General features: G+C 60.4%; 25 protein-coding genes and 1 pseudogene. 5 read left to right on the top strand and 21 right to left on the bottom strand.

The window, feature by feature from the left end; translation table 11 throughout:
• Window positions 1–8: 8 nt before the first annotated feature.
• The 11 genes and pseudogenes from AC1ENN_RS00645 to AC1ENN_RS00595 form a co-directional block, all read right to left on the bottom strand.
• Window positions 9–1,112 (bottom strand): acyl-CoA dehydrogenase family protein, encoded by a 1,104-nt coding sequence (locus AC1ENN_RS00645; RefSeq protein WP_449648030.1) that lies wholly within the window; start codon window positions 1,110–1,112, stop codon window positions 9–11.
• Window positions 1,113–1,151: 39 nt separating this feature from the next.
• Window positions 1,152–1,556 (bottom strand): type II toxin-antitoxin system VapC family toxin, encoded by a 405-nt coding sequence (locus AC1ENN_RS00640; RefSeq protein WP_449648029.1) that lies wholly within the window; start codon window positions 1,554–1,556, stop codon window positions 1,152–1,154.
• Window positions 1,553–1,801, bottom strand: a complete 249-nt coding sequence (locus tag AC1ENN_RS00635; RefSeq protein ID WP_449648215.1) for a type II toxin-antitoxin system Phd/YefM family antitoxin — start codon at window positions 1,799–1,801, stop codon at window positions 1,553–1,555. Before AC1ENN_RS00635 ends, AC1ENN_RS00640 begins: the two co-directional genes overlap by 4 nt.
• Before the next feature lie 396 nt (window positions 1,802–2,197).
• Complete coding sequence (locus tag AC1ENN_RS00630; RefSeq protein ID WP_449648027.1) at window positions 2,198–2,470, bottom strand: HigA family addiction module antitoxin; 273 nt, start codon at window positions 2,468–2,470, stop codon at window positions 2,198–2,200.
• 15 nt (window positions 2,471–2,485) lie between these two features.
• Entirely contained in the window at window positions 2,486–2,779 is a 294-nt protein-coding gene (locus AC1ENN_RS00625; RefSeq protein ID WP_480406377.1) for a type II toxin-antitoxin system RelE/ParE family toxin, read from the bottom strand.
• Between the two features lie 293 nt (window positions 2,780–3,072).
• Window positions 3,073–3,735, bottom strand: coding sequence for a hypothetical protein (locus tag AC1ENN_RS00620; protein ID WP_480406376.1), 663 nt, complete (start codon window positions 3,733–3,735; stop codon window positions 3,073–3,075).
• Window positions 3,736–3,817: 82 nt separating this feature from the next.
• Window positions 3,818–7,003 carry a type I restriction endonuclease subunit R gene (locus AC1ENN_RS00615; protein ID WP_480406375.1) on the bottom strand — a complete coding sequence of 1,062 codons (3,186 nt, stop codon included), beginning with the start codon at window positions 7,001–7,003 and terminating at the stop codon, window positions 3,818–3,820.
• Window positions 7,003–7,581, bottom strand: a complete 579-nt coding sequence (locus AC1ENN_RS00610) for a restriction endonuclease subunit S domain-containing protein (protein ID WP_480406971.1) — start codon at window positions 7,579–7,581, stop codon at window positions 7,003–7,005. Before AC1ENN_RS00610 ends, AC1ENN_RS00615 begins: the two co-directional genes overlap by 1 nt.
• 57 nt (window positions 7,582–7,638) lie before the next feature.
• A pseudogene (locus AC1ENN_RS00605) lies at window positions 7,639–8,259 on the bottom strand (restriction endonuclease subunit S); the annotation flags it as partial.
• Window positions 8,252–9,877 carry a class I SAM-dependent DNA methyltransferase gene (locus AC1ENN_RS00600; protein ID WP_480406374.1) on the bottom strand — a complete coding sequence of 542 codons (1,626 nt, stop codon included), beginning with the start codon at window positions 9,875–9,877 and terminating at the stop codon, window positions 8,252–8,254. The pseudogene AC1ENN_RS00605 and the gene AC1ENN_RS00600, both read right to left, overlap by 8 nt.
• Window positions 9,877–11,979 (bottom strand): hypothetical protein, encoded by a 2,103-nt coding sequence (locus AC1ENN_RS00595; RefSeq protein WP_480406373.1) that lies wholly within the window; start codon window positions 11,977–11,979, stop codon window positions 9,877–9,879. The genes AC1ENN_RS00600 and AC1ENN_RS00595 overlap by 1 nt, the downstream gene beginning before the upstream one ends.
• Window positions 11,980–12,163: 184 nt before the next feature.
• Between AC1ENN_RS00595 and AC1ENN_RS00590 the strand changes: the two genes are divergently transcribed.
• From AC1ENN_RS00590 to AC1ENN_RS00580, 3 genes are read left to right on the top strand one after another with little or no spacing between them, the layout of a single operon-like run.
• Window positions 12,164–12,448 (top strand): DUF3892 domain-containing protein, encoded by a 285-nt coding sequence (locus tag AC1ENN_RS00590; RefSeq protein WP_480391571.1) that lies wholly within the window; start codon window positions 12,164–12,166, stop codon window positions 12,446–12,448.
• A 26-nt stretch (window positions 12,449–12,474) separates the two neighbouring features.
• Window positions 12,475–12,993, top strand: a complete 519-nt coding sequence (locus tag AC1ENN_RS00585) for a hypothetical protein (RefSeq protein WP_480406372.1) — start codon at window positions 12,475–12,477, stop codon at window positions 12,991–12,993.
• A gap of 40 nt (window positions 12,994–13,033) precedes the next feature.
• A complete protein-coding gene (locus AC1ENN_RS00580; protein ID WP_480406371.1) occupies window positions 13,034–14,050 on the top strand; it encodes a TM2 domain-containing protein in 1,017 nt (338 codons plus the stop codon).
• 83 nt (window positions 14,051–14,133) lie between these two features.
• On the opposite strand, the gene AC1ENN_RS00575 is transcribed toward AC1ENN_RS00580, so the two are convergent.
• The 8 genes from AC1ENN_RS00575 to AC1ENN_RS00540 all read right to left on the bottom strand — a co-directional run bounded on the left by AC1ENN_RS00575 (window position 14,134) and on the right by AC1ENN_RS00540 (window position 22,385).
• Window positions 14,134–14,523 carry a VOC family protein gene (locus tag AC1ENN_RS00575; protein WP_480391568.1) on the bottom strand — a complete coding sequence of 130 codons (390 nt, stop codon included), beginning with the start codon at window positions 14,521–14,523 and terminating at the stop codon, window positions 14,134–14,136.
• Between the two features lie 158 nt (window positions 14,524–14,681).
• Complete coding sequence (gene mnhG, locus AC1ENN_RS00570; protein ID WP_480391567.1) at window positions 14,682–15,095, bottom strand: monovalent cation/H(+) antiporter subunit G; 414 nt, start codon at window positions 15,093–15,095, stop codon at window positions 14,682–14,684.
• Complete coding sequence (locus AC1ENN_RS00565; protein WP_480406370.1) at window positions 15,085–15,432, bottom strand: MrpF/PhaF family protein; 348 nt, start codon at window positions 15,430–15,432, stop codon at window positions 15,085–15,087. Before AC1ENN_RS00565 ends, mnhG begins: the two co-directional genes overlap by 11 nt.
• Entirely contained in the window at window positions 15,429–16,067 is a 639-nt protein-coding gene (locus AC1ENN_RS00560; protein ID WP_480406369.1) for a Na+/H+ antiporter subunit E, read from the bottom strand. The genes AC1ENN_RS00565 and AC1ENN_RS00560 overlap by 4 nt, the downstream gene beginning before the upstream one ends.
• A complete protein-coding gene (locus AC1ENN_RS00555) occupies window positions 16,060–17,622 on the bottom strand; it encodes a Na+/H+ antiporter subunit D (RefSeq protein WP_449648020.1) in 1,563 nt (520 codons plus the stop codon). Before AC1ENN_RS00555 ends, AC1ENN_RS00560 begins: the two co-directional genes overlap by 8 nt.
• Entirely contained in the window at window positions 17,619–18,128 is a 510-nt protein-coding gene (locus tag AC1ENN_RS00550; RefSeq protein WP_480406368.1) for a Na(+)/H(+) antiporter subunit C, read from the bottom strand. Before AC1ENN_RS00550 ends, AC1ENN_RS00555 begins: the two co-directional genes overlap by 4 nt.
• The gene (locus AC1ENN_RS00545) at window positions 18,125–21,046 is read right to left on the bottom strand and encodes a Na+/H+ antiporter subunit A (RefSeq protein WP_480406961.1); all 2,922 of its coding nucleotides are present in this window, start codon (window positions 21,044–21,046) and stop codon (window positions 18,125–18,127) included. The genes AC1ENN_RS00550 and AC1ENN_RS00545 overlap by 4 nt, the downstream gene beginning before the upstream one ends.
• A gap of 160 nt (window positions 21,047–21,206) precedes the next feature.
• Window positions 21,207–22,385, bottom strand: a complete 1,179-nt coding sequence (locus AC1ENN_RS00540; RefSeq protein ID WP_480406367.1) for a low temperature requirement protein A — start codon at window positions 22,383–22,385, stop codon at window positions 21,207–21,209.
• A gap of 75 nt (window positions 22,386–22,460) precedes the next feature.
• On the opposite strand from AC1ENN_RS00540, the gene AC1ENN_RS00535 reads away from it, so the two are divergent.
• Window positions 22,461–22,898: a nitroreductase/quinone reductase family protein gene (locus tag AC1ENN_RS00535; RefSeq protein WP_449648016.1), complete on the top strand. Its 438-nt coding sequence runs from the start codon at window positions 22,461–22,463 to the stop codon at window positions 22,896–22,898.
• 51 nt (window positions 22,899–22,949) lie between these two features.
• On the opposite strand, the gene AC1ENN_RS00530 is transcribed toward AC1ENN_RS00535, so the two are convergent.
• Window positions 22,950–23,171 carry a helix-turn-helix transcriptional regulator gene (locus tag AC1ENN_RS00530; protein WP_480406366.1) on the bottom strand — a complete coding sequence of 74 codons (222 nt, stop codon included), beginning with the start codon at window positions 23,169–23,171 and terminating at the stop codon, window positions 22,950–22,952.
• A complete protein-coding gene (locus AC1ENN_RS00525) occupies window positions 23,171–23,605 on the bottom strand; it encodes a hypothetical protein (protein ID WP_480406365.1) in 435 nt (144 codons plus the stop codon). The genes AC1ENN_RS00530 and AC1ENN_RS00525 overlap by 1 nt, the downstream gene beginning before the upstream one ends.
• Before the next feature lie 94 nt (window positions 23,606–23,699).
• Here AC1ENN_RS00525 and AC1ENN_RS00520 point away from each other — a divergent pair, with 94 nt between their 5' ends.
• On the top strand, window positions 23,700–24,443 hold the full coding sequence (locus AC1ENN_RS00520; protein WP_480406364.1) for a DUF4386 domain-containing protein: 744 nt from the start codon (window positions 23,700–23,702) through the stop codon (window positions 24,441–24,443).
• Window positions 24,444–24,505 lie beyond the last annotated feature (62 nt).

Raw genomic sequence — 24,505 nt, 5'->3', positions numbered from 1 at the left:
CTGCCCACCTAACTCCCGAACAGGTCGCTCGCGACGGTCTTATGCACCGACTCCGGGTTCGAGGGGTGGTAGATCCCGGCGAGCACATCGCGTTGCAAGCGCGAGAGTTCGCTTGTGCTGCGGAAGGCTCCTCCCCCGGCCGAGCGCATGACCTGGTCGACAACGTGGCGTGCGGTTTCGATGCTGCGGTGCTTCACACCGGCCAGTTTGCGGAACCACCCAGCCCCGTGATCCACGAGCGCATCAACGTCATCGACAATGCCGTGCAGTTGGGGTTCGATCGCATCGAGCGCGAGGGCGGCATCCGCCATCCGCCAGCGCAGATCCGGATGCTCGGAGTACGCGGCACCGGTGATGGCCGAGCTGCGCTGCTGGAGTGCTTCGACACCGAGCTCGAGCGCGCGGTCAGCAAGCCCCGCGTACACGGAGGCGATGAGCGGCAAAAAGTTGGCGAAGACCGCGAAGATGAAGGGATCGGCGTTGGGGCCGACGGGCAGCACCCGGGCGACCCGGTTCGCGGGAACGAAGGCGCCATCCAACACCGTCGTGTGGCTTTGGGTGGCGCGCATGCCGAGGGTGTCCCAGTCCTCGAGGGAGCGCCAACCGGGTGCCGAGCGTTCGATGAAACCGTGCACGAGAGTTTCGGTTCCATCGTCGGCGGTGTGCTTGCCGAAGAGGCCGAGCTGGGTCCACGCCGGCGATAGCGACGTGAAGATTTTGGTGCCCGTAAATGCGTAACCGCCTTCGACGGTTTCGGCGGTGGTGAGCGAGTCCCACATGACGAGATCGTTGCCGGGTTCGCTCAGGCCGAAGGCGAAGATTTCACCGGCTTCGGCATCCGCCAACAGCCAGTCGAGGCTGGAGTCGCCGCGTTCGCGCAGCGCCCAGGCGACGCCGATCCAGACGAGGTGCATGTTGATGGCGAGCGCCGTAGCGGGAGCGTAGGCGGCAAGCAGGCGCTGGTCATCCGAGAGCTCACGCAGACTGCGCGGCTTCAGGTAGCCGACGGCACGCAGCTCTTGCAGGTCTTCGGTGAAGAAGATGTTCTCGTGGTCGTAGCGTTCGGCGCGGGAGCGGATGCGGTTGAGCAGTGCTGGGGTGAGTACCGTCATGGGTTCACGCTACCGCGCGAACCGGAGCATCACAGTGGTTTACGAATTCACGGAAGGCGAAGTGACATTCATCGCCAAGTTTTTCGCCGCCGGGGCAAGGCGATCGTCGTTAGTCCACAACTCGTCACACCCATGCATTTGGGCGGCGGCGAGGTGAAGCGCATCTGGCGTTTTAAGACCATAGCGGGCTCGAAGCTCAGCCGCTCTCATGTAGTGCTCGGCCTCCAGCGGAAGCGGTTTGAAGTTGCTGAGCGCTCGGAGGTAGTGGTCGTGGAGACCGAAGTTTTCGTCGCGAAGTGGTCCGACGAGACATTCGAGAGTGACAAGGGGGCTCACTGCGACAACTGCATCGGCAGCGTCAGTAAGTCTCTGACGCACTGCGTTGCCACGCGGCCCGTCATCTTCCACAGCGTAAATCACAATGCAGGAGTCGAGGTAGATCACTCCCAGCCCTCACGCTCGGCTGCAATCTGGCGGTCAAGTTCATCTGCGGCGCGCGCCGGGTGGCTAGGAACTGGGTTACGGGTAAGCCATTCTGCAGCTTGCGCCGCAGTGTGCTCGGAGACGATCTCGACGGCAGGTACCAGCCGCGCGACCGGCTTGCCGCGCTTGGCAATAACCACTTCGTCACCATCGCTCACCGCCGCCACCAGCCGGGACAGCGTATTGCGCGCTTCAAGGATGTTCACAAGTCTCAATTGACACCTCCACCATTATGGCTAGCTTTCCTAGCCATAATACGCTGGTGTGAACTTGGGCTCAATAACCCCCAAGGCGCAACGTCGCTTTGGGGCTTCCCTCCTGCAGGCAAGCCGTCGTCCGAGCGGTCGATGGCCTGCGGAATGTCGTCGGGCACCTATTTTTCGACTGCCACCGTGACATCGATAGCCTCTGGGTCAACATCGAGCCAGAGACCGATAATTTGGCGGGCTACCGTTGTGCACTCTGTGACGCTCCGCGCTTGGCCGACGGTGTCGAGTTCAGGCGCCTCAATGAGCCACCAATCGCCGTCCTAGCGAGCGGTTGCTACGTAGGACTGTTTAGTGGGCGTCATGGGTTTTCTCCTATCGCGCTCGGCGCTATGCCTAGCTCGCTAGCGACAAGATTTCGGGGAGAGGCTTCTGGCGCTCAACCCACAGGTCGTACGCGGTCTGCATGCCGAGCCACAGCTCAGCGCTGGTGCCGAGCAGAATTCCGAGGCGCACCGCCATATCCGCGGTCACGGACGCATGACCATTACGAATGCGCGACAGGGTCGCCCGCGTGACGCCGAGTCGGCGGGCAGCTTCAGCGAGGCTGACGTCGCCGAGGTAGTCCTCCAGCAACATGCCGGGGTGGGGTGGGTTGTGCATGCTCATCGTTGCTGCTCCGTTCTAGTGATAATCGAGGTAGTCCAGAAGATAAACGTCGGTACCTTCAAATCTGAAAACCATCCTCCAGTTACCGCTCACCCAAATTGCATAGTGACCGGCGACATCGCGTCCCCTAGCTGTTGAGCCGCTGAGCGAGTGCGGTTTCCACACCGCGGGGATGTCGTCGACCGACTGAGCATTATCGAGCACTGCGAGCTGTCTCTGAAGTTTGTTCGCGTGATCTGGCCGTATCCCCGACTTCTTTCCTGTCGCGAAGAACGCTTCGAGACCTTTGTGGCGAAACGACTTGATCACAGCTTCAACCGTACAGCGACGCTATACGTATAGCAAGACCATACACATAATTGTTGGAGTGATCGATCGTGGGCGGAGTCCAGCGCAACTGTTGCTTCGGCACGGTTCTGCATAGCTGCCAGTGTGACTCCTGTCGCCGCGTTGTTCAGCCCATTGCGCGCGTCCGAGGGCTTAGGGAACAGCTCGCGACTGCTGAGGAACAGAGGCAGTTCGATCAAGGAGCGTAGTTCGGAAGGAGAGGCCCCACACCTTTTCCTGCGACCAACGCCTCGCCTTCGTCGCGACAAGCATGCCTACCGGTCTGTTCCGCGGCCCTGCCAAATCGAGCCCAACAAATAGCTCCTGAGCGCGCCGGTCTCGGAGTCCCACGCAAGCCTTATCTTCGTCACCTGCCCCGCCTTCACCTGACGCGAATGGGTGCGTGTAGGGGTGCGGAAGCTCAACTCCCCGTCAGCGTGGATCGGAAAATCTAGAGTTTCGAGTCGACTCACGTTTCCGACTTCGACTCCATCCCATAGGACCCTGACTCCGGGGTTCACAGCGAATTCCTCCAGATAGCCATGTACCTCTACCCTCGACTTCGCGGACGCAAGAGCCTCCGGTCCCCAGCCTTCTGCTGTCGGAACTTCCGTAGATTTTTGTACCCAACTGGTCGGTGACAGCGAAACATCGCGAGCATCTCGCGGAGTCGAAGATGCAGCGCGCTGCATCAACGACTCGACGTGTTTAGAAGCTGCCTCACGCGCAGCATCGGCTTGTTCGCGCGCCTCCCTCTTGGAAGCCAACGCGAAAAAGGCATATGAAGCCCCAAACGCAAGAAGCGAATCAAGCACACTAGCTATATCTTCGGCAACCGACAGCGCGCCCCCTGGCCCGTCGCCCCAAATGTTGTTCGAAAGAGTGCCAAGGCCGATCAGGATGAACACTCCACCAAGAATCCTCAGGAACAACTTCATGGTTAGCCCCTCCGGGCCAGTCGGGACGGGGTGCGACGAAAAGCACCGAGACAAATATTGGGCCTCGTGATGCTCATTTGTCTCACTGTCCAGCCTCGCGCTCATCCGCATACCGAGGAGCCATTGACTCCATCTGCTCCATGACGAGCTTGATGGCTTCGGGTTGCTTGTCTGGCGGGTAGCCGTTGAGCACGAGCAGCCGTTTGATCGAGGAGCGCAGCTTGGCGCGCACGTCGTCGCGCACGGTCCAGTCGGTTCGCACGTCGCGGCGCATCACCTGAACGAGGCCGCGGGCAATGTCGGCGAGCTTGCCTTTTCCATGCAGGTCAACGGCGGATTCGTTTTGGGCGACAGCGTCGTAGAAGGCAAGCTCGTCGGAGGAGAGCGCGGGGGTGAATGTTTCCCCGCGTTTTCCTTCGTCCGCTACTTCGGCGGCCACACCGAGAAGCGCGGCAATGATCTCGGCGGAGGTGAGTTGTTGGTTGGTGTATTTGTTCATCAGTTCGGTGATGCGTTCTGAGAAGGCGCGCTGGCGAACGATGTTGTTGCGGGTGACAGCGTTTGATTCTTCGGTGAGCATCACGCGCAGCGCTTCGATGGCGAGCTGCGGGTTGCGAGCTTTGAGGGTCGCTTCCGCAAATTCGGGGGTGAGGGCGCTGAGTGAGGGTTTGGGAATGCCGGCGGCGTCGTAGATGTCGAAGACGGCTCCGGCATCCGTGGCTTCGGCTATGAGTTGTCCGAGGAGGCGTTGGATGTCTTCGGGGATGGGGCGTCCGTCGGCTTGGCGTTCCATGGCATCAAATTTCGCCATGACAACCCGCACTTCTTCGTAGAAAGAAATTTCGGGGTGCAGGTCGGCGAGGGTGGTGCGGCCGCTGGCGAGGGTCCAGGCACGTCCGAGCTGCCCGGATAGTTTGCGGTAGCGGCTGGCTAAAGTGTCGTCGCCTAGTGAGGGTTCGTTGCCGGGGGTTGCCACTCCCCGCAGGTAGTTGACGGCACCGTTGGCGGCGTTGATGAACGCTTTGGGGCCACGCTTGTCGAGCACCGCGCGCCAGTCATAACCGGCGAGCAGTTCGCGTAGTTGGTCGACGAGTTTGGTGGCTAGCTCCACGGCTTCGTCGACCGAGCGGCCGATTGGTTTGTTCTCTTGGTCGGTGGTGGTGTATTCGGCGAGGGCGTCTTTGAGGTTGTCGTCGAGGGGTGCGTAGGCGACGAGGAGTCCGTCTTGTTTTCCGCGGAAGGTGCGGTTGACGCGCGCGAGGGTTTGCATGAGCAGCGCGCCTTTGAGGGGGCGATCGAGGTAGAGGGTGTGGAGGGGTGGCGCGTCGAAGCCGGTGAGCATCATGTTTTGCACGATGACGATCTCGAGTTCGTCATCCACGTCTTTGAGGCGTGTTTTGATGGCGTCGTTTTGGGAGGTGCGGCGCACATGGTTGAAAATCGGCACGGGATCGGAGGGGGTGCCGGAGTAGACGACTTTGATTTTTCCGGTGGTGAGGTCGTCGGTGTGCCACTCGGGCTTGAGGGCGATGATCTGGTCGTAGAGGCGGGCACAAATTTCGCGGGTGGCTCCGACGATGAGGGCTTTGCCGGGGGCTTCGATGTAGGGCCGCATGCGGGTGCTGCGTTCCTGCCAGTGGTTGGTGATGTCGGCGGCGAGGGCTTCGAGGCGTTCGGGCGCTCCGTAGATGGCGTTGACGACGGCGACGGATGCTTCGATGCGGGCCCGTTCGGTGTCGTCGAGGCTGGTGGTGGCGTCGTCGGCGGCGGCATCCAGTTGTTCTTGGGTGATGGTGTTGGCGAGGCTGACGGTGATGATGCGGGGTTCGTAGTAGACGGGAACGGTGGCGTTGTCGTCGATGGCGCGGGTGAGGTCGTAGATGTCGATGTAGTCGCCGAAAACGTCGCGGGTGTTGCGGTCGTGGAAGGAGATGGGGGTGCCGGTGAAGGCAATGAGGGTGGCGTTGGGGAGGGCGTCGCGCAGGTGGCGGGCGTAGCCGTCGAGGTCGTCGTAGTGGCTGCGGTGGGCTTCGTCGACGATGACGATGACGTTGCGGCGGTCGGAGAGGAGGGGGTGGTCGGTGCCGGTGGCTCGTTCGGCGTCGGTGCGTCCGAATTTTTGGAGGGTGGTGAAGTAGATACCGCCGGTGGTGCGGTTGCCTATTTCGTCGCGCAGCCCGGTGCGGGATTTGATTTGTTGGGGTTTTTCGGCGAGCAGCATGCTCTGGTTGAAGGTTTGGAAGAGTTGGCCGTCGAGTTCGGTGCGGTCGGTGATGACGACGATGGTGGGGTTTTTGAGTTTGGGGTGCCGGGTGACGAGGTCGGCGTAGAGCTCCATTTCCATGGATTTTCCGGAGCCTTGGGTGTGCCAGACGACGCCGGCTTTTCCGTTGGATTCGACGGCTAGGACTGTGCTGCGGATGGCTTTGTCGACAGCAAAGTATTGGTGGGGTTTGGCGATGCGTTTGGTGAGGCCGTCGGCGTTTTCGTCGAAGGCGGTGTAGTTGCGCAGGAGTTGCAGGAAGCGGTCTTGGTTGTAGAGGCCGTCGATGGCGTCTTCGAGGCCGGTGACGGTTTCGCCGTCAACGCTGCGGTTGGGGGCGACGGGGTTGCCGTCGTCATCCACGTTCCAGGGGGCGAAGTGGTTGAGGGGGGTGAAGGGGGTGCCGTATTTGGCGTCGAGCCCGTCGCTGGCGAGGGTGAAGACGCAGTAGCGGAAGGCGAGGGGAAACTCGCGCAGGTAGGTCTTTAGTTGGGCGTGGGCGGAGGCGACATCCGCAGTTTTCCTGCCGGCTTTTTTGAGTTCGATGATGCTGACGGGCATGCCGTTGCAGTAGAGCACGAGGTCGAAGCGTCGTTTGTAGTCGCCTTGGATGAGGGTGACTTGGTTGACGGCGAGCCAGTCGTTTTGGTCGGGGTCGGCGGAGAGCAGGCTGATGGTGGGGTTCGCTTCGACCCCGTCGGTGTCGATGTAGCTGAGGCGGAACCCGTCGACGAGGTATTGGTGGATGCGAAGGTTTTCGGCGATCGCATCTTTCGACTTGGGGGCCGCAATCTCGGCGACGGCTTGCGCCAGGTATTGAGCGGGCACGTCGGGGTTGAACTTCTGCAATGCGGAGAGCAGGCGGGGGCGGATGAGGAGCTCATCCCAACCGTCGCGCTCACCTGAGCCGGGAGCGATCTTCTCGCCCGCGAGTGGGAGCCACCCCAGCTCTCCGAGAGTGTCGAGGGTGAGTTGTTCCCAGTCTGCTTCTGACATTCCGACCATCACACGACCTCTTCAATCTGCTTCTCGGCATCTTTCACGCGGAGCCTGCCCGACATGAGTTCGGGGAGGAGGGTGTCGCGGAGCTCGGCGAGCGTCAACGACTCTCTCTCTGCGGCTAACCCACGTTGCCAGAGCGGACCCATAGCAGTCTCCAATTGCGATACTTCGTCCGGTGCGGGAGTCGCCACTGTTTCGTCTAGGTGACGACGCTGTATGTGACCCATCGTCGTTGCCTTGTCCGCTGCGATTGATTTGAAATCGGCAAGCTTGGCGGCAATTAGTTCATAGACGAGCCAGCTCGGATAACCCGCCTTTGGAATCACCTTGAAGATATGTTGATTGACGATTGCAGCATCCCGATACCAGCGACTGAGCGTAAGCGAACCTGACCATGCAAAGAGAATGTCACCTGGGTGTGCGAGATGCTTATCTTCTACTTCAGCATCGCTATAGACAGTCGAACCACCCAAGCCGGAATTGAGCTCAGCGATTCGCACTACAACACGTCCAGTCCCGCTAGCTCCCTTCGTGAACGCCCGACCGTTCACGAAGTCAGCGGCTTCTGAGAGCGGTGCCATCTTGTACCGCGCTAGACCCGAGGCGTAAATCCCATGAGCTAGCGACTCGATAGTTTTTGTGACTCTGGCATTTGACTCGATTTTGTCGTCTAGTGCGCCTAACACTTCAACGATGTTGTCCTGCTCCCCCCTGGAAGGAACCAAAACGTGAAACGCTTTGGCTTCCGGAAAATAGACGGTTTGATGAGTAGTCCCGTATGCAAACCTACGGACGCTCTCTTGCTCTGATACGAGGAGGTACCGGAGGTACGCTGGCGAGAGTTCGGGCCCACAGACCCAGTTCACAAAGTCCTGGCTGGTTGCCATCGGAGTTCCCATTTCGATGACATAGCCAACAGATGCAGTGCGAGACAGGCAAACCGTGCCCGCTGGCAGAAGCCTCGCTGAAGAATTTTCCAGCCCGGCCTCCGAAATGTGCTGAATAGTACTTGATATCGCTTTGCCGTGCGCCCCAGTCGCATCACGAATACCGATCCATGGAACACCCCCGCCCCAGTACTCAGGCACCTTCCTGCTGGGCGTGTGGCCTGATTCCAATCGCGCAAGGTCACCAAGAAGCATCCACTGAAAGCCATCCGGTTCAGGCAACGATGGCTTCCCGATGCTCAGTGCTTGTCGGCCAGGAATGACGGCACCAGTTGCCGCTTTCCCGCCAGTTTTAGTCGCCGCCCTAACCATGGACTCGGCCCAGGCTCTCGAGCACGATGCTCGAAAGATGATCGGATTCCTCGAACTGGGAGCGCAATTCCGCGCCCAGCCGTTGGATTTTTAATTCAATGTCTTCGCCGTCCGTCTCAACATCAGCGACCCCTACGAACCGACCGGGCGTGAGCGCATAATCAGCGGCCTTAATTTCTGCAAGTGTCGCTGAGTAGCTGTAGCCGGCCTCGTCATTGTAAGTAAGGCCCGCATCCATCGCCGACTTCGTACCGCGCCACGCACGGAATGTGTTCGCAATTTTGTCGATGTCATCTTCGCTAAACGCGCGCTCCACTCGATCGATCATGTGCCCCAGATTGCGGGCATCGATGAACAACACCTGACCCGCGCGATCAATGCTTCCGCCTGTGCCTGCAGTCTTGTCTTTCGCGAAGAACCACGTACACACCGGAATGCCCGTGCTGCGGAACAACTGCGTGGGCAGCACAACCATGCACGACACCAGATCGGCCTCAACGAGTTGCGCACGAATGTCGCCCTCGCCGCCCGAGTTCGACGACATCGAACCGTTCGCCATCACGACACCCGCGCTACCGCCGGGGGCGAGCTTCGAGATGATGTGCTGAATCCACGCATAGTTCGCGTTACCTGCCGGCGGAACGCCGTAGCGCCAGCGCGGATCGCTCTCGCTGCGCGCCCAATCCTTGATGTTGAACGGCGGGTTCGCCATCACGAAATCTGCCTGCATGTCCGGATGCTGATCACGCGCAAACGTGTCACCCCACCGACTCGCCAGATTGCCATTCAGGCCGTGAATGGCGAGGTTCATCTTCGCCAAACGCCAAGTGCGCTCGTTCAGCTCCTGGCCATAAACGGAGATGTCGCTTCCCTCTTTGTTGTGCGACTCCAAAAACTTTTCCGCCTGCACAAACATGCCCCCCGAACCACAACACGGGTCATACACCCGGCCATGCGTCGGCTCCAAAATCTCTACCAACACCCGCACCACACCAGCCGGCGTATAGAACTCGCCACCACGCTTACCCTCAGCAGCCGCAAACTTCTCCAAGAAGTACTCATACACCTCACCCAACAGGTCACGAGCCCGCGTCGACCCCTGACCGGTGAAACGCGCCGAGTTGAACAGGTCAACCAGTTCGCCCAAACGGCGCTGGTCGATGTTGTCCTTGTTATAGAGACGCGGGAGTGTTGCCGCGAGCGCCGGATTCGACGCCATGATCGCATCCATCGCCTCATCAATCAGCAGACCAATCGACTTCGTCGGCTCAGCCGTCGACGCTGCAATGCCCTTCGCGTTTTCCGACAGGAAACCCCAACGTGCATTCGCCGGAACCCAGAAAACCCCATGACCCGTGTACTCATCCACATCATCGATGAGCTGCGCGATCTGGTCTTCGCCGAGGCCATCAGCCTCAAGCTCGGTAGCAATCTGAGCGCGACGCTCCTCGAACGCATCCGACACATACTTCAGAAAAACGAGCCCCAGGATGATGTCCTTATATTGCGAGGCATCCATCGAACCGCGCAGCTTATCGGCGGCCTTCCACAGGGTATCTTTCAGTTCCTTCATGGTCGACGGCGCAGCATCCGACTTCGTTTTGGTGCGAGGGGGCATCAGTTGGTTCCTTCCGGTAGGGCAATTATGGCGGCATCACTGCCGGTAGTTGTGGGGTTGTTCTGGGTGGTCAGAGTGCCGGCAACAACGCCGCCGACAAGAACATCTTCGAGTTCGGAGAGTGAGCGCATCCGCTCGGCTAACATGGCGCGCTCGGCCGCGACGCTCGTTAACGCTTGCGCCAAGCCGTCGCGCTCAGTGGGAACTACGCGGCGCACAAGCCAACGCTTCCACTCACGTGACGACTGCTGGGCTATGTCCGAGGCGAGCAACTCAGGCACAAGACCCGCAGGGTCTGACGGGTTAATGCGCAAAATCCGGGCCGGATACTTCACGACCGAGAAACCCACAGAATCGACGAACGCCCTCGGATGCGGGCTCGTGCAGAACACCACATCGCCAGGCTCCGTCAGTCGCGCCGCCGGGTACTCCGCCGACAGCAGCAGCCGGTCGATCCTGCGAGCGCCGACCTCAACAGTGCCGACCAACTCCTCGACGCCGACCACGACATACCCGGCTTCTTCAACAAGATCCGTCGAACCTAGGCGAGCACCAGAAAGGCAACGGATATGGCGCGAAGCCGCAAGCGCACCCAACGTTGCTGAAGGCAAAGAGAGTGGCGAACCAGTAGTAGTTACATGGCGCACCACTTCGGGAGTGTCGTCGCCAAGAGCCGCAATGATCGCATCCAAGCGTGCCGGGAAAGCCTTCCCCGCCCGCTGTCGCTGTTGCACTGCCATGATGCGCGGCACCGTCACCACCGGCTTCGTCGACGCGACCAACGAACCCGAGCGCGCCAAAAGAGCACCCGTCGAAACAGGGCGAGCGAAACGGAACGCGTGAGCGCGGACCGACGCTTTATCGCCCATTGCTGCAGTCAAATCGCCTACCAAGTCAGTTCGTGTCGCAGCCGACAACCGCTCATCACCCAAATCAGCAACTAGAGTCCACCGATCGGCGCGTGCCACCGACGCATGTGCCGGACCAAACACCCAGAGCGCCAGTGCCTGACGTGGATTGCTCGTCACCAGTCCGCGCGGCAAACGAACCACCGCCCGGAGCTTGCCGGAACGCAAAATTTGCGAACGGATCGCATCCGCTTCGGTCGCCAGCCGACCATCAGTAAGCACGGTTGCCGGCGCAAGCACAACCGCTCGCTGGGCGTCATCCATCTGAAGAACAGTGTTGTCAATCTCAGACAGGATCTGCACCGCCGACATCACCGACAACTCAGGAGTAGGGAACTGCGCCACATGCACCGGTGCACCGACTGCAGCGAACTCACCAGTCGCCGAGACCGCCAAAGAGGTATGCGGCAACTGATGCGCGATGAGCCGGCGACGCAACAACCGCGCGCCAGAACCGTTAGTGTTCGCCGTCATCACCTCGGCATCAACATTCTCAGGGACCGACTTCAACACCGCAATCAACAGATCCCCACACGCCCCCGTCGGGTCAATAAACTCTGGGCGCTGCGAATCGGCATCAGGGTTGCTCCTAGATAATTCCACCGCGAGTTCGCTGACCAGGGCTGTTGCCTGCGGTTCGAGAGCCGTGCGCATAAGAACCCGACGGCCATCCCGGAAGCGTTCACCCAGAAGAGACTCGAACGCTGCCGCTGGGCCATACGCACCATCCACCAAAACATCGACAAAGCGAGCCATCGGGACCAGCTCGTCACCGAGACCATCGATCTCGCCCTGGATACTCACGTCGTCAGGATCAATCTCATCAGCGCGATCAAGCAAACGTTCACGGTCTAGCTCACCAATCGGCTGATCCATGGCGGCGCGCAAAGCAACCAACGAGGTCAGCGCATTAAACGCACCCTCATCACCACGACTCGTGGCGTCAAACCGGGCATACGCGGATGCGTCAGCCACCACATCAGGATTGTTGCCCCGACCTGTCGCCACCAACCATTCCGCCACCTGCCGCGCATCAAACACCTCGCTACCGCGATCCTGAGCAACAGGAGCAGGGAAAGGCGACTCGGATGCCGCAGCACGGGTGCGCCACATCGACACCACCGGGCGCTGAACCTGCGCCAAACGCGCAATACCGGAAAGCGAGATGAATAGCTTCGGTGCAGTTGCGTTCATGACTCCCTCTTCGGCTCACGTGCACGGCTGTGCCACACGATGAGCTTAGCTCGACCTTGTGTCATTTGTATGCGTTGTCTGATAAGGCTCATTATCAGCACTTTTCGAGATATACGGGCCCTAGTGCTCCACGCTTCACTACGTCACGGCAGGAGGCCCTGACAACTGAACAAAGGAGCACCCCATGCTGTACATCCGCCAAGTTCGCGTTCAGGCGCCGGGCACCACAAACCAACACATCATCGACGTCAAATACTCAGGCACCAAAACGGGCCCACTCACGACTGTGAGCCGAGGCGCCATCGTCAGCGTCATCGATGGCGGCGGAGACATCTACACCTACAACAACGTCACCGGAGCCGGTGCCAGGGTCGTCACTCGCGCTGGCGCGAACTACCTCAAATACATCACCACAGAGGCAGACGGCAGAGAAACCAACAACCTACTCGAACTGCCGCGGTTTCAGTAAGCGACGCCGAAGAGAGGGAAGAGAACATGACCACACCAGAATCAGACACCCCGGCGCCGACAGAACCCGCAACCCCGACAAACGAACCCGCGGCACCTCCGGCCTCCTCCCTACTTAATCCAATCGCGTTTGCGTTCGGGGTGGTAGGAGTCGGAATCGGGCTCACGCTCGGACTTGTTCTTGGCCTCGCCGTAATCCCCACAATGGGAAACCTGGCCGGCGGTGTCATCTCCGCCGCACAACCCAGCCCCATCACGACCGCAGTCGAAACCTGCGGTGTTGAAACGAACCAGTGGATTCAGATTGGCGACGGCGGGCAGAGCCTCTCAATGCAGAGTCTCGGCGAAGAATCATCCGGAGCAGAGTTCGACGACGTCTTCTGCGTACTCGACCAGCTCAAGATTCCCGACAGCGCTCTCAGCCTCATCAGCAACACACGGTCACTAGACGGCCGACAGTCTGCCGACTGGAACGGCTTCAGCGCCTCCTGGGGCTACCACCCCGACAACGGCCTCGACATCATCATCGATGTCGCACGCGACTAACTCACACCCACCAATCACCAATCACCAATCAAGGAGCATCATGTCCACAGACACGCAGCAGCACTCTTCCGAACTCCCCCCACCAATCCCTGCCGTTCCTACGACACCAGAGTCCTCCAAGTCATTTCTCACAACGTGGTTGCTCTCACTGCTGCTCGGCATCTTCGGAGTCGACCGGTTCTACCTCGGCAAAGTCGGCACCGGCATCCTGAAACTCATCACCTTCGGCGGTTTCGGAATCTGGTTCCTCATCGACCTCATCCTCGTGCTCACCGGCGCACAAAAAGACAAGCAGGGGCTACCCCTCGCCGGTTACGACCAGCACAAAAAGATCGCCTGGGTCATCACCGGAATCGTGATTCTGCTCTCCATCATCACCGGCGGCGTCAACGGTGGCAACGCAGTCAACCAGTCAGCGGATGCCCCCAGCACGAGCACCGGAGAATCAACCGACTCTGACACCGAACCCGTCACCGAAGCACCCGCGGAAGAAACCAACACAGTGCAGAGCTGGGCGGATGACAGCTTCGGCAGCTTCGACGCCGTCACCCAATCAGGCACCGGCGACAACCTCATCACGCTGCCTGAAGGCGCGAAAGCAGGAATCGTCACCGCAACTCACGACGGTGGATCGAACTTCGTTATCAACGGATTAGACGCCAGCAACGGGTCCACCGGCGACCTGCTCGTCAACACCATCGGCCCCTACAGCGGCATCAGCGTGTACGGCTTCAACTCCTTCACCGACGCCACCACCCTCGAAGTCAAAGCCGACGGAAACTGGACCATCACCATCACACCCATCTCCACTGCTCCCGCCCTCGCGGCATCGGGAACTGGCGACGGCGTGTATCTGTTCGACGGCCTGGCCGGAAAACTCACCGCAACTCACGACGGCTCAAGCAACTTCGTCGTGCTCGAAGAGACCGGCGAAACCTTCTCGGTAGGACTCCTCGTCAACGAAATCGGAGCCTACAGCGGAACCGTGCCGCTGAGCTCAGGCCCCTCCGTGATCAGCGTGCAAGCTGACGGCAACTGGACGCTACTCGCCGAGTAACCCGACGGCGCGCGAAGGCAGTGTGGGGCGAGACGATTGCCGTCTCGCCCCACAACTCTGACGTGAATTCGCTCACGCGAAAGCTAAGGCGCCATCACAGACAGCACGTTTCCCGCCGGATCCATGAACCAGGCGATCTCTGGCCCGTGCCCGCGCATGATCCCGTTCTCGTCAGTGTTCAGATCGCCTTCGTGCCCAGAGTCGTCATAGATCTTCGTGCGGACCCCGAGTTTGTTCAACTGGTCGACGGCAGCCTCAACATCATCAACCACAAAATTGAGCATCGTATAGCTAGCGGGCTGATGATCCGTCTTGGGATAGACGATCAACTGTGCACCGCCAGGCACCGTGATCAGCAGTGTTCCCATCTCGCCATCGACCACGGTCAAGCCCAGAGTCTCACCGTAAAAAGTCTTCGCTGCATCAAGATCATCCACACTAAAACCAGATAGCGCGCGTGTCGGAGAGAACATGATTGGCCTGCTTTCGTTGAGGGAGTTCACGCGTGAACATTCCATACCCATCGAAGCCCCGGTGCAACCAGTTTGCCTAAGCCGCCGCCAAACGCACCGGCAAAACTCGCGTCACCACCTCAGTCAGGGTGAGATCACCAATCAGAGGATTGTTGTGCTCAACGATCGCGAGCTGCACCCGATGGGGGTGGTGTCGGTGCTTCCTGACCGGATGACTCCTCGTCGTTCGCCTGCTCAATCGCGGCGGCGAGCTCATCCTTGTACATCAGGTCCTTCCTGAAGTTACCCATACGGTACGCGGCCCGCGCGACAATATGGGCCGAGATCGGCACAGTGATCAGTTGGAACACGATAACGGGGATCAGCATCAAGAGAACTGACCAACTGCGTGCCGACAACGCGAGTGCGATAACCACCAGAACGAGGCCGAGCACTTGGGGCTTGGTTGAGGCGTGCAACCTGCTCGGAGCATCAGGGAAACGTACGAGTCCGACACCAGCGGCGAGGGTGAGGATGCCACCAAACAGGAGCAAAATTGCCGCGATCAGGTCGGGGACGGTATCAGTCGTCATCGGAGCCCTCCCCGTGCGCAGCCGAAGCCGTGGAGGTGCCGATCGCGTTTGCCGCAATCCGGGCAGACGAATCGCTGGCGTCTTGCTTCGAAACGTAGCGGGAGACGGCGATCGTCGCAAAAATCGCGGTCGCCGCGAGGGCGAGCACGACCGGAATGGTGCGCGTATGGCCGTTGATCACCATGTCGGCTCCCACCGCCAGCATGAGTGTCGTTAGCAGAACGTCGGATGCAATCATCCGGTCGAGAATTGTGGGCCCCCGAAGCACGCGGTACAGGGCTAGCAGCGCGCCAACGGCGAACAGCGCTACGGCCACCCCCTGAAATATGGGAATCATCGCGAACCTCCCGCTCGGTCGCTCGGCGGGCTCGAGTGTCGTGCGCGCTCGTCGAGGGCGGCGACCGTTCTGCAATTGGAGACGTCCTCCGGGGATCCGAGCGCTCGCACGAGGGAGCGCTCGAATGAATGGACGGAACGTCGCAGTGCGTTCACTGCCACCTCATCCGTGATGTTGAGAGCGTGCAGGTACAACACGGATTGTTGACGATCCACCTCAAGGACTAAGGAGCCGGGAATAAGCGTGACCGAGATCGCGGTGAGGGTCATGATGATGTCGGAGCGCGTCACCAGTTGCACCGCAATGACCGAGTTGCCCGTAACCCCGCTCGGGGAGAACGCCCGCAACGCAACGTTGACCGAACCGACAACGAGTTCGCCCAGAAAGCGAACCAGGTAAACGGCGAACCAGAACGGGTTGAAGCGACCGGAGAGCTGCACGGGCGGCAAGTAGAGCACGGTCGTCACAACGAGTGCGATCACGACCCCGCTCGTCACGCTGAGCACGCTGACGGTCCCCCAGAGCAGCATCCACAGGGCAACGAGCACGAGGATCAGCGGCAGCTGTTGCCAGAGTCGCCAGCGAAGCTGCCGTTTCGTCAGCGGATCGCTCGTCTCGGGTGCAGAATCACTCATTGTCACCGCCCGGGAAAACAATGCCAATATACGTGCGCGGCCCTTGCAGGTTCTGGCCAGCACGGTCGCTGAAGCTATAGAGCGGCCCCGCGAAAACGGTGAGGGCAAGGCTGACCAGCACCATAATGCCGGTCGCCACCACCATCAGTGTTGGCGCTCGCCGGGCAGCGCGTACCTTCGTTGAACCCGGCGCTTCGGAGACGTTATCGAGCAGCGGCGATTCGTACCCCTGAACGTCTTTCACCGGCCTCCAGAAAGCCATATTCCACACCCGCGCGAGGGCATAAAGAGTGAGGAGCGAGACGAGGGCCCCGGCCGCGATGAGCACATAACCGAGAGGCGTGCCCTGCTGTGCCGTCGCCTCGAAGAGTCCGAGCTTGCCAATAAATCCGGAGAAGGGTGGGATGCCCCCGAGATTGAGTGCGGGAACAAGGAACATCACGGCCACCAGCGGCGCGGCCTTCAGTAGACCACCCAACTTCGTAATGGATGTCGTGCCTCCGATGCGTTCGATGAGTCCAGCACCGAGGAACAGGGTCGTCTGCACGATGATGTGGTGCACGATGTAGTAGATCGCTGCAGCGGTTCCGGCCGCGGTCCCCAGTGATATCCCGAGGATCATGTAACCGATGTGGCTCACGAGGGTGAACGACAGCAGTCGTTTGATGTCCGCCTGCGCGACCGCTCCGAGCACGCCAACAACCATCGTGAGCAGCGCAACCACCATGAGTGCTGTGTTGAGTTCTGGGCCGGGGAACATGATTGTCTCGGTGCGGATGATCGCGTAGACACCCACCTTCGTGAGAAGGCCCGCGAACACAGCGGTCACCGGTGCCGGAGCCGTTGGGTAGGAGTCGGGAAGCCAGAACGACAGCGGGAAGATGGCCGCTTTGATACCGAAAGCGATGAGAAGCATCACATGCAGCACAATCTGCACATCGAGCGGAATCTGCTCCATCCGTAGTGAGATTTGCGCGATATTGACGGTGCCCACCGCGCCGTAAATCATCGCAATAGCGGCCAAGAAGAAGAACGACGATACAAGGCTGACCACTACGTAGGTGGTTCCTGCTCGGATGCGTTCCTGCGTTCCCCCGAGAGTGATCAGCACATAGCTGGCGACTAGGAGAATCTCGAAGCCGACGTACAGATTGAAAAGGTCCCCGGCGATGAAGGCATTGAAAACGCCGGCCGCAAGAATCAGGTAGGTCGGATAGTAGATCGACACGGGGGTTTCGTTGTCACTGTCAGCGAGACCCTGCCCGAGGGAGAAGACGAGCACTGCGAGCAACACGATCGCGGACACGACAACCATCAGCGCCGAAAGGCGGTCAACGACGAGCACAATGCCGAAAGGGCTCGCCCAGCCGCCGACCTCCATCGCGAGCGATCGTTCAGCGTCCACCACCGAAATGAGAACGATGCCGATAGCGAGCACAACGACGAGGGCGCCAATAGCGATGACACGCTGTGCCTTGGGTCGTTTGCCGAGGATGAGAGTCAGCGCAGCACTCACGAGCGGGATCAAGACGACGAGAGGAACGAGGGCGTTCATGAGTCACCCCGATCTGTCGTTATTGTCAACTGTTCTATCTCAACGGCCGCTGCCTGCGCATCCGCTTCTTCAATATCGCGCATCTCTGCGCCATCGTCGTCAGCATCACTGCCTGAGGTTACGTCTGCAGGGTTCTCTCCCGGAACGCCGAGGCTCGTGCGGAGCGCGATATCTTCCTCGTCGTCTTGGAGGGTGTCACCCTGCGCGAGTCGCCAGGCCCGGTAGATGAGCGCAAGCAAGAACGCCGACACCCCGAAGGTAATGACGATGGCCGTGAGAATAAGGGCCTGAGGCAGAGGGTCAGTCATGTCTTCGGCGGGTATTCCGCCTCCGACGATCGGCGCGACGCCCACCTTGCCCGCCATGATGAGCAGAAGCAGGTTGGTGGCGTTGCCGACGAGCAGGAACCCGAGCAGCACCCTAGTGACGCTGCGCTCGAGCATGAGAGAGATCCCGCACGCGTACAGCACCGCCATGACGATGATGGGGATGAGTGCAATCGTCACGACGGCACCCCCTCTGAGTCGCTGTCGCGCTTCGCCGTCGTACCGACATTGTCTTCCTCATATTGCCGGTCAACCTCTGCCCCGAGGCTGCGCAGCACATCGAGCACGAGTCCAATGACGACAAGATACACACCGATATCGAAGATGGTGGATGTCACGAACTCGACATGACCAAAGATGCCGAATTCACCTTCGAACAGGGTCGAGGAGAGCGCGTCACGACCAAATAGCAGTGGTGCGATCGCCGTTCCGACGGCGAGGACGAGGCCAGCACCGAGAACTTTGCCAGCGTCCAAGGGTGCGGCAGCACCGAGTTCGTATCTACCCCCTGCGAGGAATCGAGCCACCAGTGCCATGCCGGCGACGATTCCCCCGGCGAAGCCTCCTCCTGGCGCGTTGTGGCCGGAAAGAAGCAGGTAGATCGAGAGCACGATTATGGAGTGGAACAGCAGCCGCACGACCACCTCGAGGAGAATGGAACGGTTGAGAGCAGCGAGCGCCCCACCGGCGAGCAACCACGAGCCACGATCGTCATTGCTGGGATCGCTGGCGTTTCGCAGTGTGGCGCGTCCGGTCAGTTGAGCTTCCCGCCGCCCAACTTTCGGAAGATTGTCGACGCCTCGGCCACTGATGAATACGAGGCTTGCCACCCCCGTCGCGGCGGCGATGATGACTGAGAGCTCTCCCATCGTGTCCCACCCCCGGATATCGACGAGTGCGACGTTGACCACATTGCGTCCGTGGCCTTCGTTGAAGGCGAGAGCTGGCCACTCGAGCGAGATGGGGAGTTGAGTTCTGACCCCGGTGGCGACGAAAGCAACAACGCCCATGATCATTCCAACGGCAACACCGATAGTTATCCGGAGACCACGTTTCGCAGAACCGTGGGCGGTGCCGAGCCTGGCCGGCAATCGTCGCAAAACGAGGACGAAAGCGATGAGGGTGACTATTTCAACGAGCACCTGGGTAAGAGCGAGGTCGGGGGCGCCCTGCAGCGCGAAGAGTGCCACCATCCCCATACCGGTCACGCCAACAAGCACCGCCGCCTGGAACCGTTTCTTCGCTCGCGTCACGGCAATCGCCGCAATCACCATGATGAGGCCGATGATGGCCTGCACGGGGTAATCCCAGAGCCGGAGAGACCCGGTCCAGGTGCGGTTGAATGCGAGCGAAGTGCCCACGGCAAAGACAAATACGGCCAAGATGATGCCCAGGTAAAAGGGGAGGGAGCCGCGCTGGGTCAGCCCGGTTGTGCGTGCCGCGGTGCGATCGATCGCACGCATGACAGCGTTGTATCCAGCGGATGCCGAGTAGCCGGTCGCGATGCGCTTCTGCAGGCCAGCGACCCGGATTCGGGCGAAAAACAGCGCTGCACCTGCCACTAGCGTGAAAGCCGAGAAGGCCAAAGCTGGCTCAAAACCGTGCCACAGAGCGAGATGGTATGTCTCGGCACCTCCCGCTGTTGGGTACGTTTCGAAGAGCGCCGGATAGCCCGCGACGAAGTGGTCGACGAGGGGTGCCGCGAGCCCAAGCACGAGCCCCGTCAGGGCGAGTATGACGGGCGCACCCCAGAACAGCGGACGCTCCTGGACCGGTCCGATTCGTTCGACACCCGGTTTGGTGGCGAAGGCACCCCACATAAAACGAGCGCAATACGCCACCGTTAGCGCCGATGCGAGCACCACTCCAACGAGCGCGACCCACCCGAGGGCGTCACCGCTCTCGGCATCGGTGAGGAGAGCAGTGAATGCTGCCTCTTTCGCGACGTAACCGATCGTTGGTGGAAGCCCGACCATTGAGGCGAGCGCGAGCGCACTTATGACAGCAAGAACGGGGGCGCGCCGGCCGAGGCCAGAGAGCTTGCGCAGGTCGCGGGTTCCGGTGCGGTGGTCGATGATCCCAATGGCGAGAAACAGGGTGGATTTGTAGAGAGCATGGGCGAGGAGCAGGGCGATACCAGCGAGAGCGGCATCCTGTGTTCCGTATCCAACGATGACGAAAAGGAAGCCAAGCTGGCTAACGGTGCTCCAGGCGAGGACGAGTTTGAGGTCGTTCTGCTTGAGTGCATTCCACCCGCCAAGCAGCATTGTCGTGAGGCCGAGTATGACGACGACTTCGCGCCATCCGGGTGTATCTGCAAATCCTGGGGCGAACCGCGCTACCAGATAGATACCGGCCTTGACCATGGCCGCAGCGTGCAGGTAGGCGCTCACTGGGGTCGGTGCCGCCATCGCTGCTGGCAGCCAGAACTGGAACGGCACGATGGCCGATTTGGATGCTGCGCCCACGAGCACAAGCATGATCGCGACAGTGGCGATGGTGCCGGACGGGCTCTCAGCGATGATCCCGGAAAGGCTAGATGTGCCCGTCTCCACCGAGAGCAGCACGAGACCCACGAGCATTACGAGCCCACCGAGGGTGGTGACCAGCAGGGCTTGGAGGGCCGCCCCTCTACTGGCCCTATTGCCGGTGTAGTGGCCGATCAGAAGGTAGGAGAGCACGCTCGTCGCCTCCCAAAAGACGAAGAGGAGGTACACGTCGTCGGCGAGCACCAGTCCATACATCGCCCCGGCGAACGCGAGCAGTAGTCCCGCAAATCGGCCGAGAGCGACTTCGTCGTTTGCGAAGTACCGTGCGCAGTAGATGAGCACGAGGGCGCCAACTCCGGTTACGACGAGGGTGAGCAGCCACGAGAGCGTATCCATGCGCATCGAGATTGAGAGACCAAGTTCGGGGATCCAGTCAACGTTCTGCGCGATAGTTGCGCCGGCAACAACGCGCGGCCCGTCTACGAGCGCTGCGACGAAAGCGGCGAGCGGCACGAGCGCTGCAACGAAAAACACCTGGCGACCGAGCCAGCGCGTGAGCGTCGGCATGAGAACCGCCCCGGCACCGAAAGCTGCGAGGAGAGCGAGCATCGGGCCTCCACGGCATTTATCGGTCATTCAGAACGGCTCCGGCGGCGGAGCAACCGGGCGGAAAGAGAAGGCAACAACCCACACATTACCCACCCCTATTCTAACGGGGCGGCTCGGCAGGTTTGCGGACTTCCGCGGCGGTTGCGATCATGCAAAGACTTCACTGAGGGGTGCTGGTCATCCGCTGTCCCTCGACGAAAAGGGTCACAACAAGCAAAAGCACGGCAACGCCGGTAACCGCGACAACTACACCGATGGTGCCGAGCACTGGCGCCGAGAAAGGCAGCACCAAGATGACCGCGATCGCACCGACCGATGCCGACCGAGGAATGGAGACGCGCTCCACCATGGGTGCATGAACGAGCCACAACAGAAGGATGATTACAGCACCAGGAATTGCCAGTGAGAATCCCACCACGAGCCCGCTCGACTCCACTTTTCCGTTGATGCTGCGAACGGCAACCTCGAGTCCTGCGCCTACCGCTGCCAGTGCCGCATAGAGAAAGTAGTGGCCATAGCTCCACAGGTGGGATCGTTCTCGACGACTCACGAGGCCTTCTGCTGCGGGTTCCGAGAAATAGAGCCACCAGAGGGTGAAGAGCAACACGAGCCCGGCGATCGCGGCTGTCAACAACTCCGGGGAGAGTGCACTCTTCAGCGACTCCTGCACAGCAACCGTCACGGCCAAAACACTTTCACCGAGCAGGATGATCGTGAACAGGCCATAGCGTTCCGCAACATGGTGTGGATGCCACGACAACTGTGAAGCCCGATCAGCCCACGGAGAGACGCACAGTTCACCAATCGCGAGAATGACAAAACTCGCAACAGCAAACTCGTCTGGCAATAAAAGCCGAAACAGCCATCCAATCTGGAGAACGGCAATGCCGGTGGCGTAGCGTGCAGCCGTTGCTCGAGTCTCCGGGTCGTCCTTAATCGCACGCAGCAACGTTCCGAGCAGTCCTAGGCGCATCACCAGGTAACCAATAGTGATCGCAGTGAAGTTGCCATCCTCGAACGCACTCGGCACCCCGGCGGCGAGCACAAGCACCCCACCCATCTGCACCATCGTGAAGAGTCGATACAGGGTGTCATCGGTGTCATAGGCCGACGCCAACCACGTGAACTGATTCCAGGCCCACCAGATGGCAAAGAACACCATGAGGAACGGCACGATCGCCTCCCCCGCATGGCCCACCTCGATCGCGTGCGTCAGCTGTTTCACGAGTGACGCGATCGAGACCACGAAGGTGAGGTCGAACAGCAGTTCTAGCGGTGTTGAGGCACGGTGTTGTTCCTCAATGTCACGGGCGCGCATCCGAACTCGAAGAGCATTCATGACTGTGACTGTAGCGAAATGCTTCGTCACCGAGCAGACTGCAGAACAACTGGGTCAGTGCGAGACAATGGGTCAATGCGAAGCCAACGATCCAGCGATGTCCTCATGAAGCTCATGAACGGTGTGCACCGTGCGGCACTCGCGATCTCTGGTGGTCGCCTCGGCTGGACCCTCGGCAGCATGCCCGCACTTGAATTGCACACCACGGGGCGGGTATCGGGCGCGCAACGGTCGACCATGCTCACAGCTCCCGTGCATGGCGACGGACGCTGGATCATCGTGGCGTCAAAGGGCGGCGACGATCGTGACCCGCTCTGGTACCGCAATCTGCAGGCGACTCCGGATGCCGCAATCACCGTTCGTGGACGCACAGTGAATGTGCACACCCATACCGCCAGCCCCGCCGAAAAGGCAGAACTGTGGCCGCAGATTGTGGCAGCGAATTCGCGGTATGCGGAGTATCAGACCAAGACGACGCGCGACATCCCCGTGGTGATCTGCGAAGAGTACTGAAGACGCAGCTCAGCGCCTCGCGGCACCGCAGCTCGCTGGCGGCGACCCTCGCTATTCGGCGTCTGCCGGGTAATGAAATACATCGTCGAGCCCGGAGTCAAAGATGCGCGAAATCTGAAATGCCAGTTCGAGCGTTGGCGAATACTTGCCCTGCTCGATCGCGATGAGCGTCTGACGCGTCACCCCGATGCGGCGGGCGAGTTCGGCCTGCGTCAGCCCTTTTGCTTCACGAAGAGCCCGGATGTTGTTGGTGACTTTGGTCGGTTTGACCATCAGGCGAGTCCGCGGCGGTAGGCAATCACTGAGGCAATGCCGCCGACAATGGCGGACAGCGCGAAGCCGAGGAACATCGTATTCGCGATCCAGAAAGTGTCTGCTTGGAAGGCGCACAGGACGATAACCCCGAGTCCGCCGATCACCATGAAGGACTGGCCGACGCGATCACCCATGCGCGAAATGTCGCGGTCGCGTTGGTCAGATTTTCCTACGCCGTCTGGGTCAAACATTCCAGCAATGATGCCCCACAGCACACTAATGACGATCGTGGCAACGATGCTGATGCCGATGGTCCACGCCATGATGGGCCACCACTCCACGTCAGCGAGGGGCCCACCGTTCGCAGTCTGAAGGACTGTGATCACGTAGCCGATCGTGGTGATGAGCGCGACGACGAGTCCCGACCATTTGTTTCGCTCTTCGTAGACCATGCCAACCTTCGGTGTAAATAATTCTTGACATTACGAGTATGCGGGCTTTACCTTCAAGTGTCAATAATTTTTTACATCGATCTCGGAGGAAGAAATGCTCTCACTCACCCGCACCGCCAGACTCACGGGCGCCGCCTACTTCGGCCTTGCCCTCACCGGACTGCTCGGCTATCTGGTGATTCGACCACAATTACAGACCGCGGATGACCCCTCCGCAACGGTCGCGAACATTCTAGAGAACAGCGCGCTCGCCCACCTCAGCGTCGGCCTCGAACTGCTCGTCGTCATCACCCAGGCATTCGCAGCACTCGGCTTCTACGCCATCTTCCGAAACGAGCACCCAGTTACCGCCTACGGTGTCGCCACCTTCGGAATGATGAATGCCGCAGCGATTCTGGTGAGCGCCGCGATGCTGTCAAGCGCAGTCAGCGTCGCAACCACCCCGGGACTCGCTCCCGCCGGTGACGCCGCCGGGACCGTCGCGCTGCTGTACTCACTCTCCGACTCGCTCTGGGCGGCCGGGGGCATCTTCTTCGGGCTGTGGCTGATCCCGATGGGCTGGTTCATGATCTCCACGAAACGGATGCCGCGCATCCTTGGCATCATCCTCATCGTCGGCGGAATCGGCTACGTGCTCAGCACCGTGCTCGCCGCCGCAATCGACACTTTCCCGACCGTCATCGCCGATGTGCTCGTGCTCCCGGCGACAGTCGGCGAACTGTGGACCGTCGGATACCTGCTCATTCGAGGCATCCGCCCGGCACAGAAGTCAGAGACGACGCCGGCGACGGCAGCGACGGCAATGTCAACGAAAACGACAGCCGCTACGCCCCGCTAGCGAAAACACGAATGGCCCGCGCTCGACGCGCAGGCCATTCGTTCTGTTCAGTGCGCCAAGCG

Source organism: Rhodoglobus sp. G.S.23, from assembly GCF_056675935.1.
Note: the sequence above shows the minus strand (reverse complement) of the source record. Positions and strands in the feature narration are given on the sequence as shown.

What these genes read in the sequence shown, in the direction of transcription:
- mnhG (WP_480391567.1), bottom strand. Translation starts at nt 15,095, where the DNA reads ATGACGACTGATACCGTCCCCGACCTGATCGCGGCAATTTTGCTCCTG.
- AC1ENN_RS00540 (WP_480406367.1), bottom strand. Translation starts at nt 22,385, where the DNA reads ATGAATGCTCTTCGAGTTCGGATGCGCGCCCGTGACATTGAGGAACAA.
- AC1ENN_RS00560 (WP_480406369.1), bottom strand. Translation starts at nt 16,067, where the DNA reads ATGAGTGATTCTGCACCCGAGACGAGCGATCCGCTGACGAAACGGCAG.
- AC1ENN_RS00580 (WP_480406371.1), top strand. Translation starts at nt 13,034, where the DNA reads ATGTCCACAGACACGCAGCAGCACTCTTCCGAACTCCCCCCACCAATC.
- AC1ENN_RS00610 (WP_480406971.1), bottom strand. Translation starts at nt 7,581, where the DNA reads ATGGCACCGCTCTCAGAAGCCGCTGACTTCGTGAACGGTCGGGCGTTC.
- AC1ENN_RS00535 (WP_449648016.1), top strand. Translation starts at nt 22,461, where the DNA reads ATGCGAAGCCAACGATCCAGCGATGTCCTCATGAAGCTCATGAACGGT.
- AC1ENN_RS00545 (WP_480406961.1), bottom strand. Translation starts at nt 21,046, where the DNA reads ATGCTCGCTCTCCTCGCAGCTTTCGGTGCCGGGGCGGTTCTCATGCCG.
- AC1ENN_RS00555 (WP_449648020.1), bottom strand. Translation starts at nt 17,622, where the DNA reads ATGAACGCCCTCGTTCCTCTCGTCGTCTTGATCCCGCTCGTGAGTGCT.
- AC1ENN_RS00630 (WP_449648027.1), bottom strand. Translation starts at nt 2,470, where the DNA reads ATGAGCATGCACAACCCACCCCACCCCGGCATGTTGCTGGAGGACTAC.
- AC1ENN_RS00520 (WP_480406364.1), top strand. Translation starts at nt 23,700, where the DNA reads ATGCTCTCACTCACCCGCACCGCCAGACTCACGGGCGCCGCCTACTTC.
- AC1ENN_RS00565 (WP_480406370.1), bottom strand. Translation starts at nt 15,432, where the DNA reads ATGATTCCCATATTTCAGGGGGTGGCCGTAGCGCTGTTCGCCGTTGGC.
- AC1ENN_RS00595 (WP_480406373.1), bottom strand. Translation starts at nt 11,979, where the DNA reads ATGAACGCAACTGCACCGAAGCTATTCATCTCGCTTTCCGGTATTGCG.
- AC1ENN_RS00575 (WP_480391568.1), bottom strand. Translation starts at nt 14,523, where the DNA reads ATGTTCTCTCCGACACGCGCGCTATCTGGTTTTAGTGTGGATGATCTT.
- AC1ENN_RS00615 (WP_480406375.1), bottom strand. Translation starts at nt 7,003, where the DNA reads ATGGTCGGAATGTCAGAAGCAGACTGGGAACAACTCACCCTCGACACT.
- AC1ENN_RS00600 (WP_480406374.1), bottom strand. Translation starts at nt 9,877, where the DNA reads ATGCCCCCTCGCACCAAAACGAAGTCGGATGCTGCGCCGTCGACCATG.
- AC1ENN_RS00645 (WP_449648030.1), bottom strand. Translation starts at nt 1,112, where the DNA reads ATGACGGTACTCACCCCAGCACTGCTCAACCGCATCCGCTCCCGCGCC.
- AC1ENN_RS00590 (WP_480391571.1), top strand. Translation starts at nt 12,164, where the DNA reads ATGCTGTACATCCGCCAAGTTCGCGTTCAGGCGCCGGGCACCACAAAC.
- AC1ENN_RS00620 (WP_480406376.1), bottom strand. Translation starts at nt 3,735, where the DNA reads ATGAAGTTGTTCCTGAGGATTCTTGGTGGAGTGTTCATCCTGATCGGC.
- AC1ENN_RS00525 (WP_480406365.1), bottom strand. Translation starts at nt 23,605, where the DNA reads ATGGTCTACGAAGAGCGAAACAAATGGTCGGGACTCGTCGTCGCGCTC.
- AC1ENN_RS00585 (WP_480406372.1), top strand. Translation starts at nt 12,475, where the DNA reads ATGACCACACCAGAATCAGACACCCCGGCGCCGACAGAACCCGCAACC.
- AC1ENN_RS00530 (WP_480406366.1), bottom strand. Translation starts at nt 23,171, where the DNA reads ATGGTCAAACCGACCAAAGTCACCAACAACATCCGGGCTCTTCGTGAA.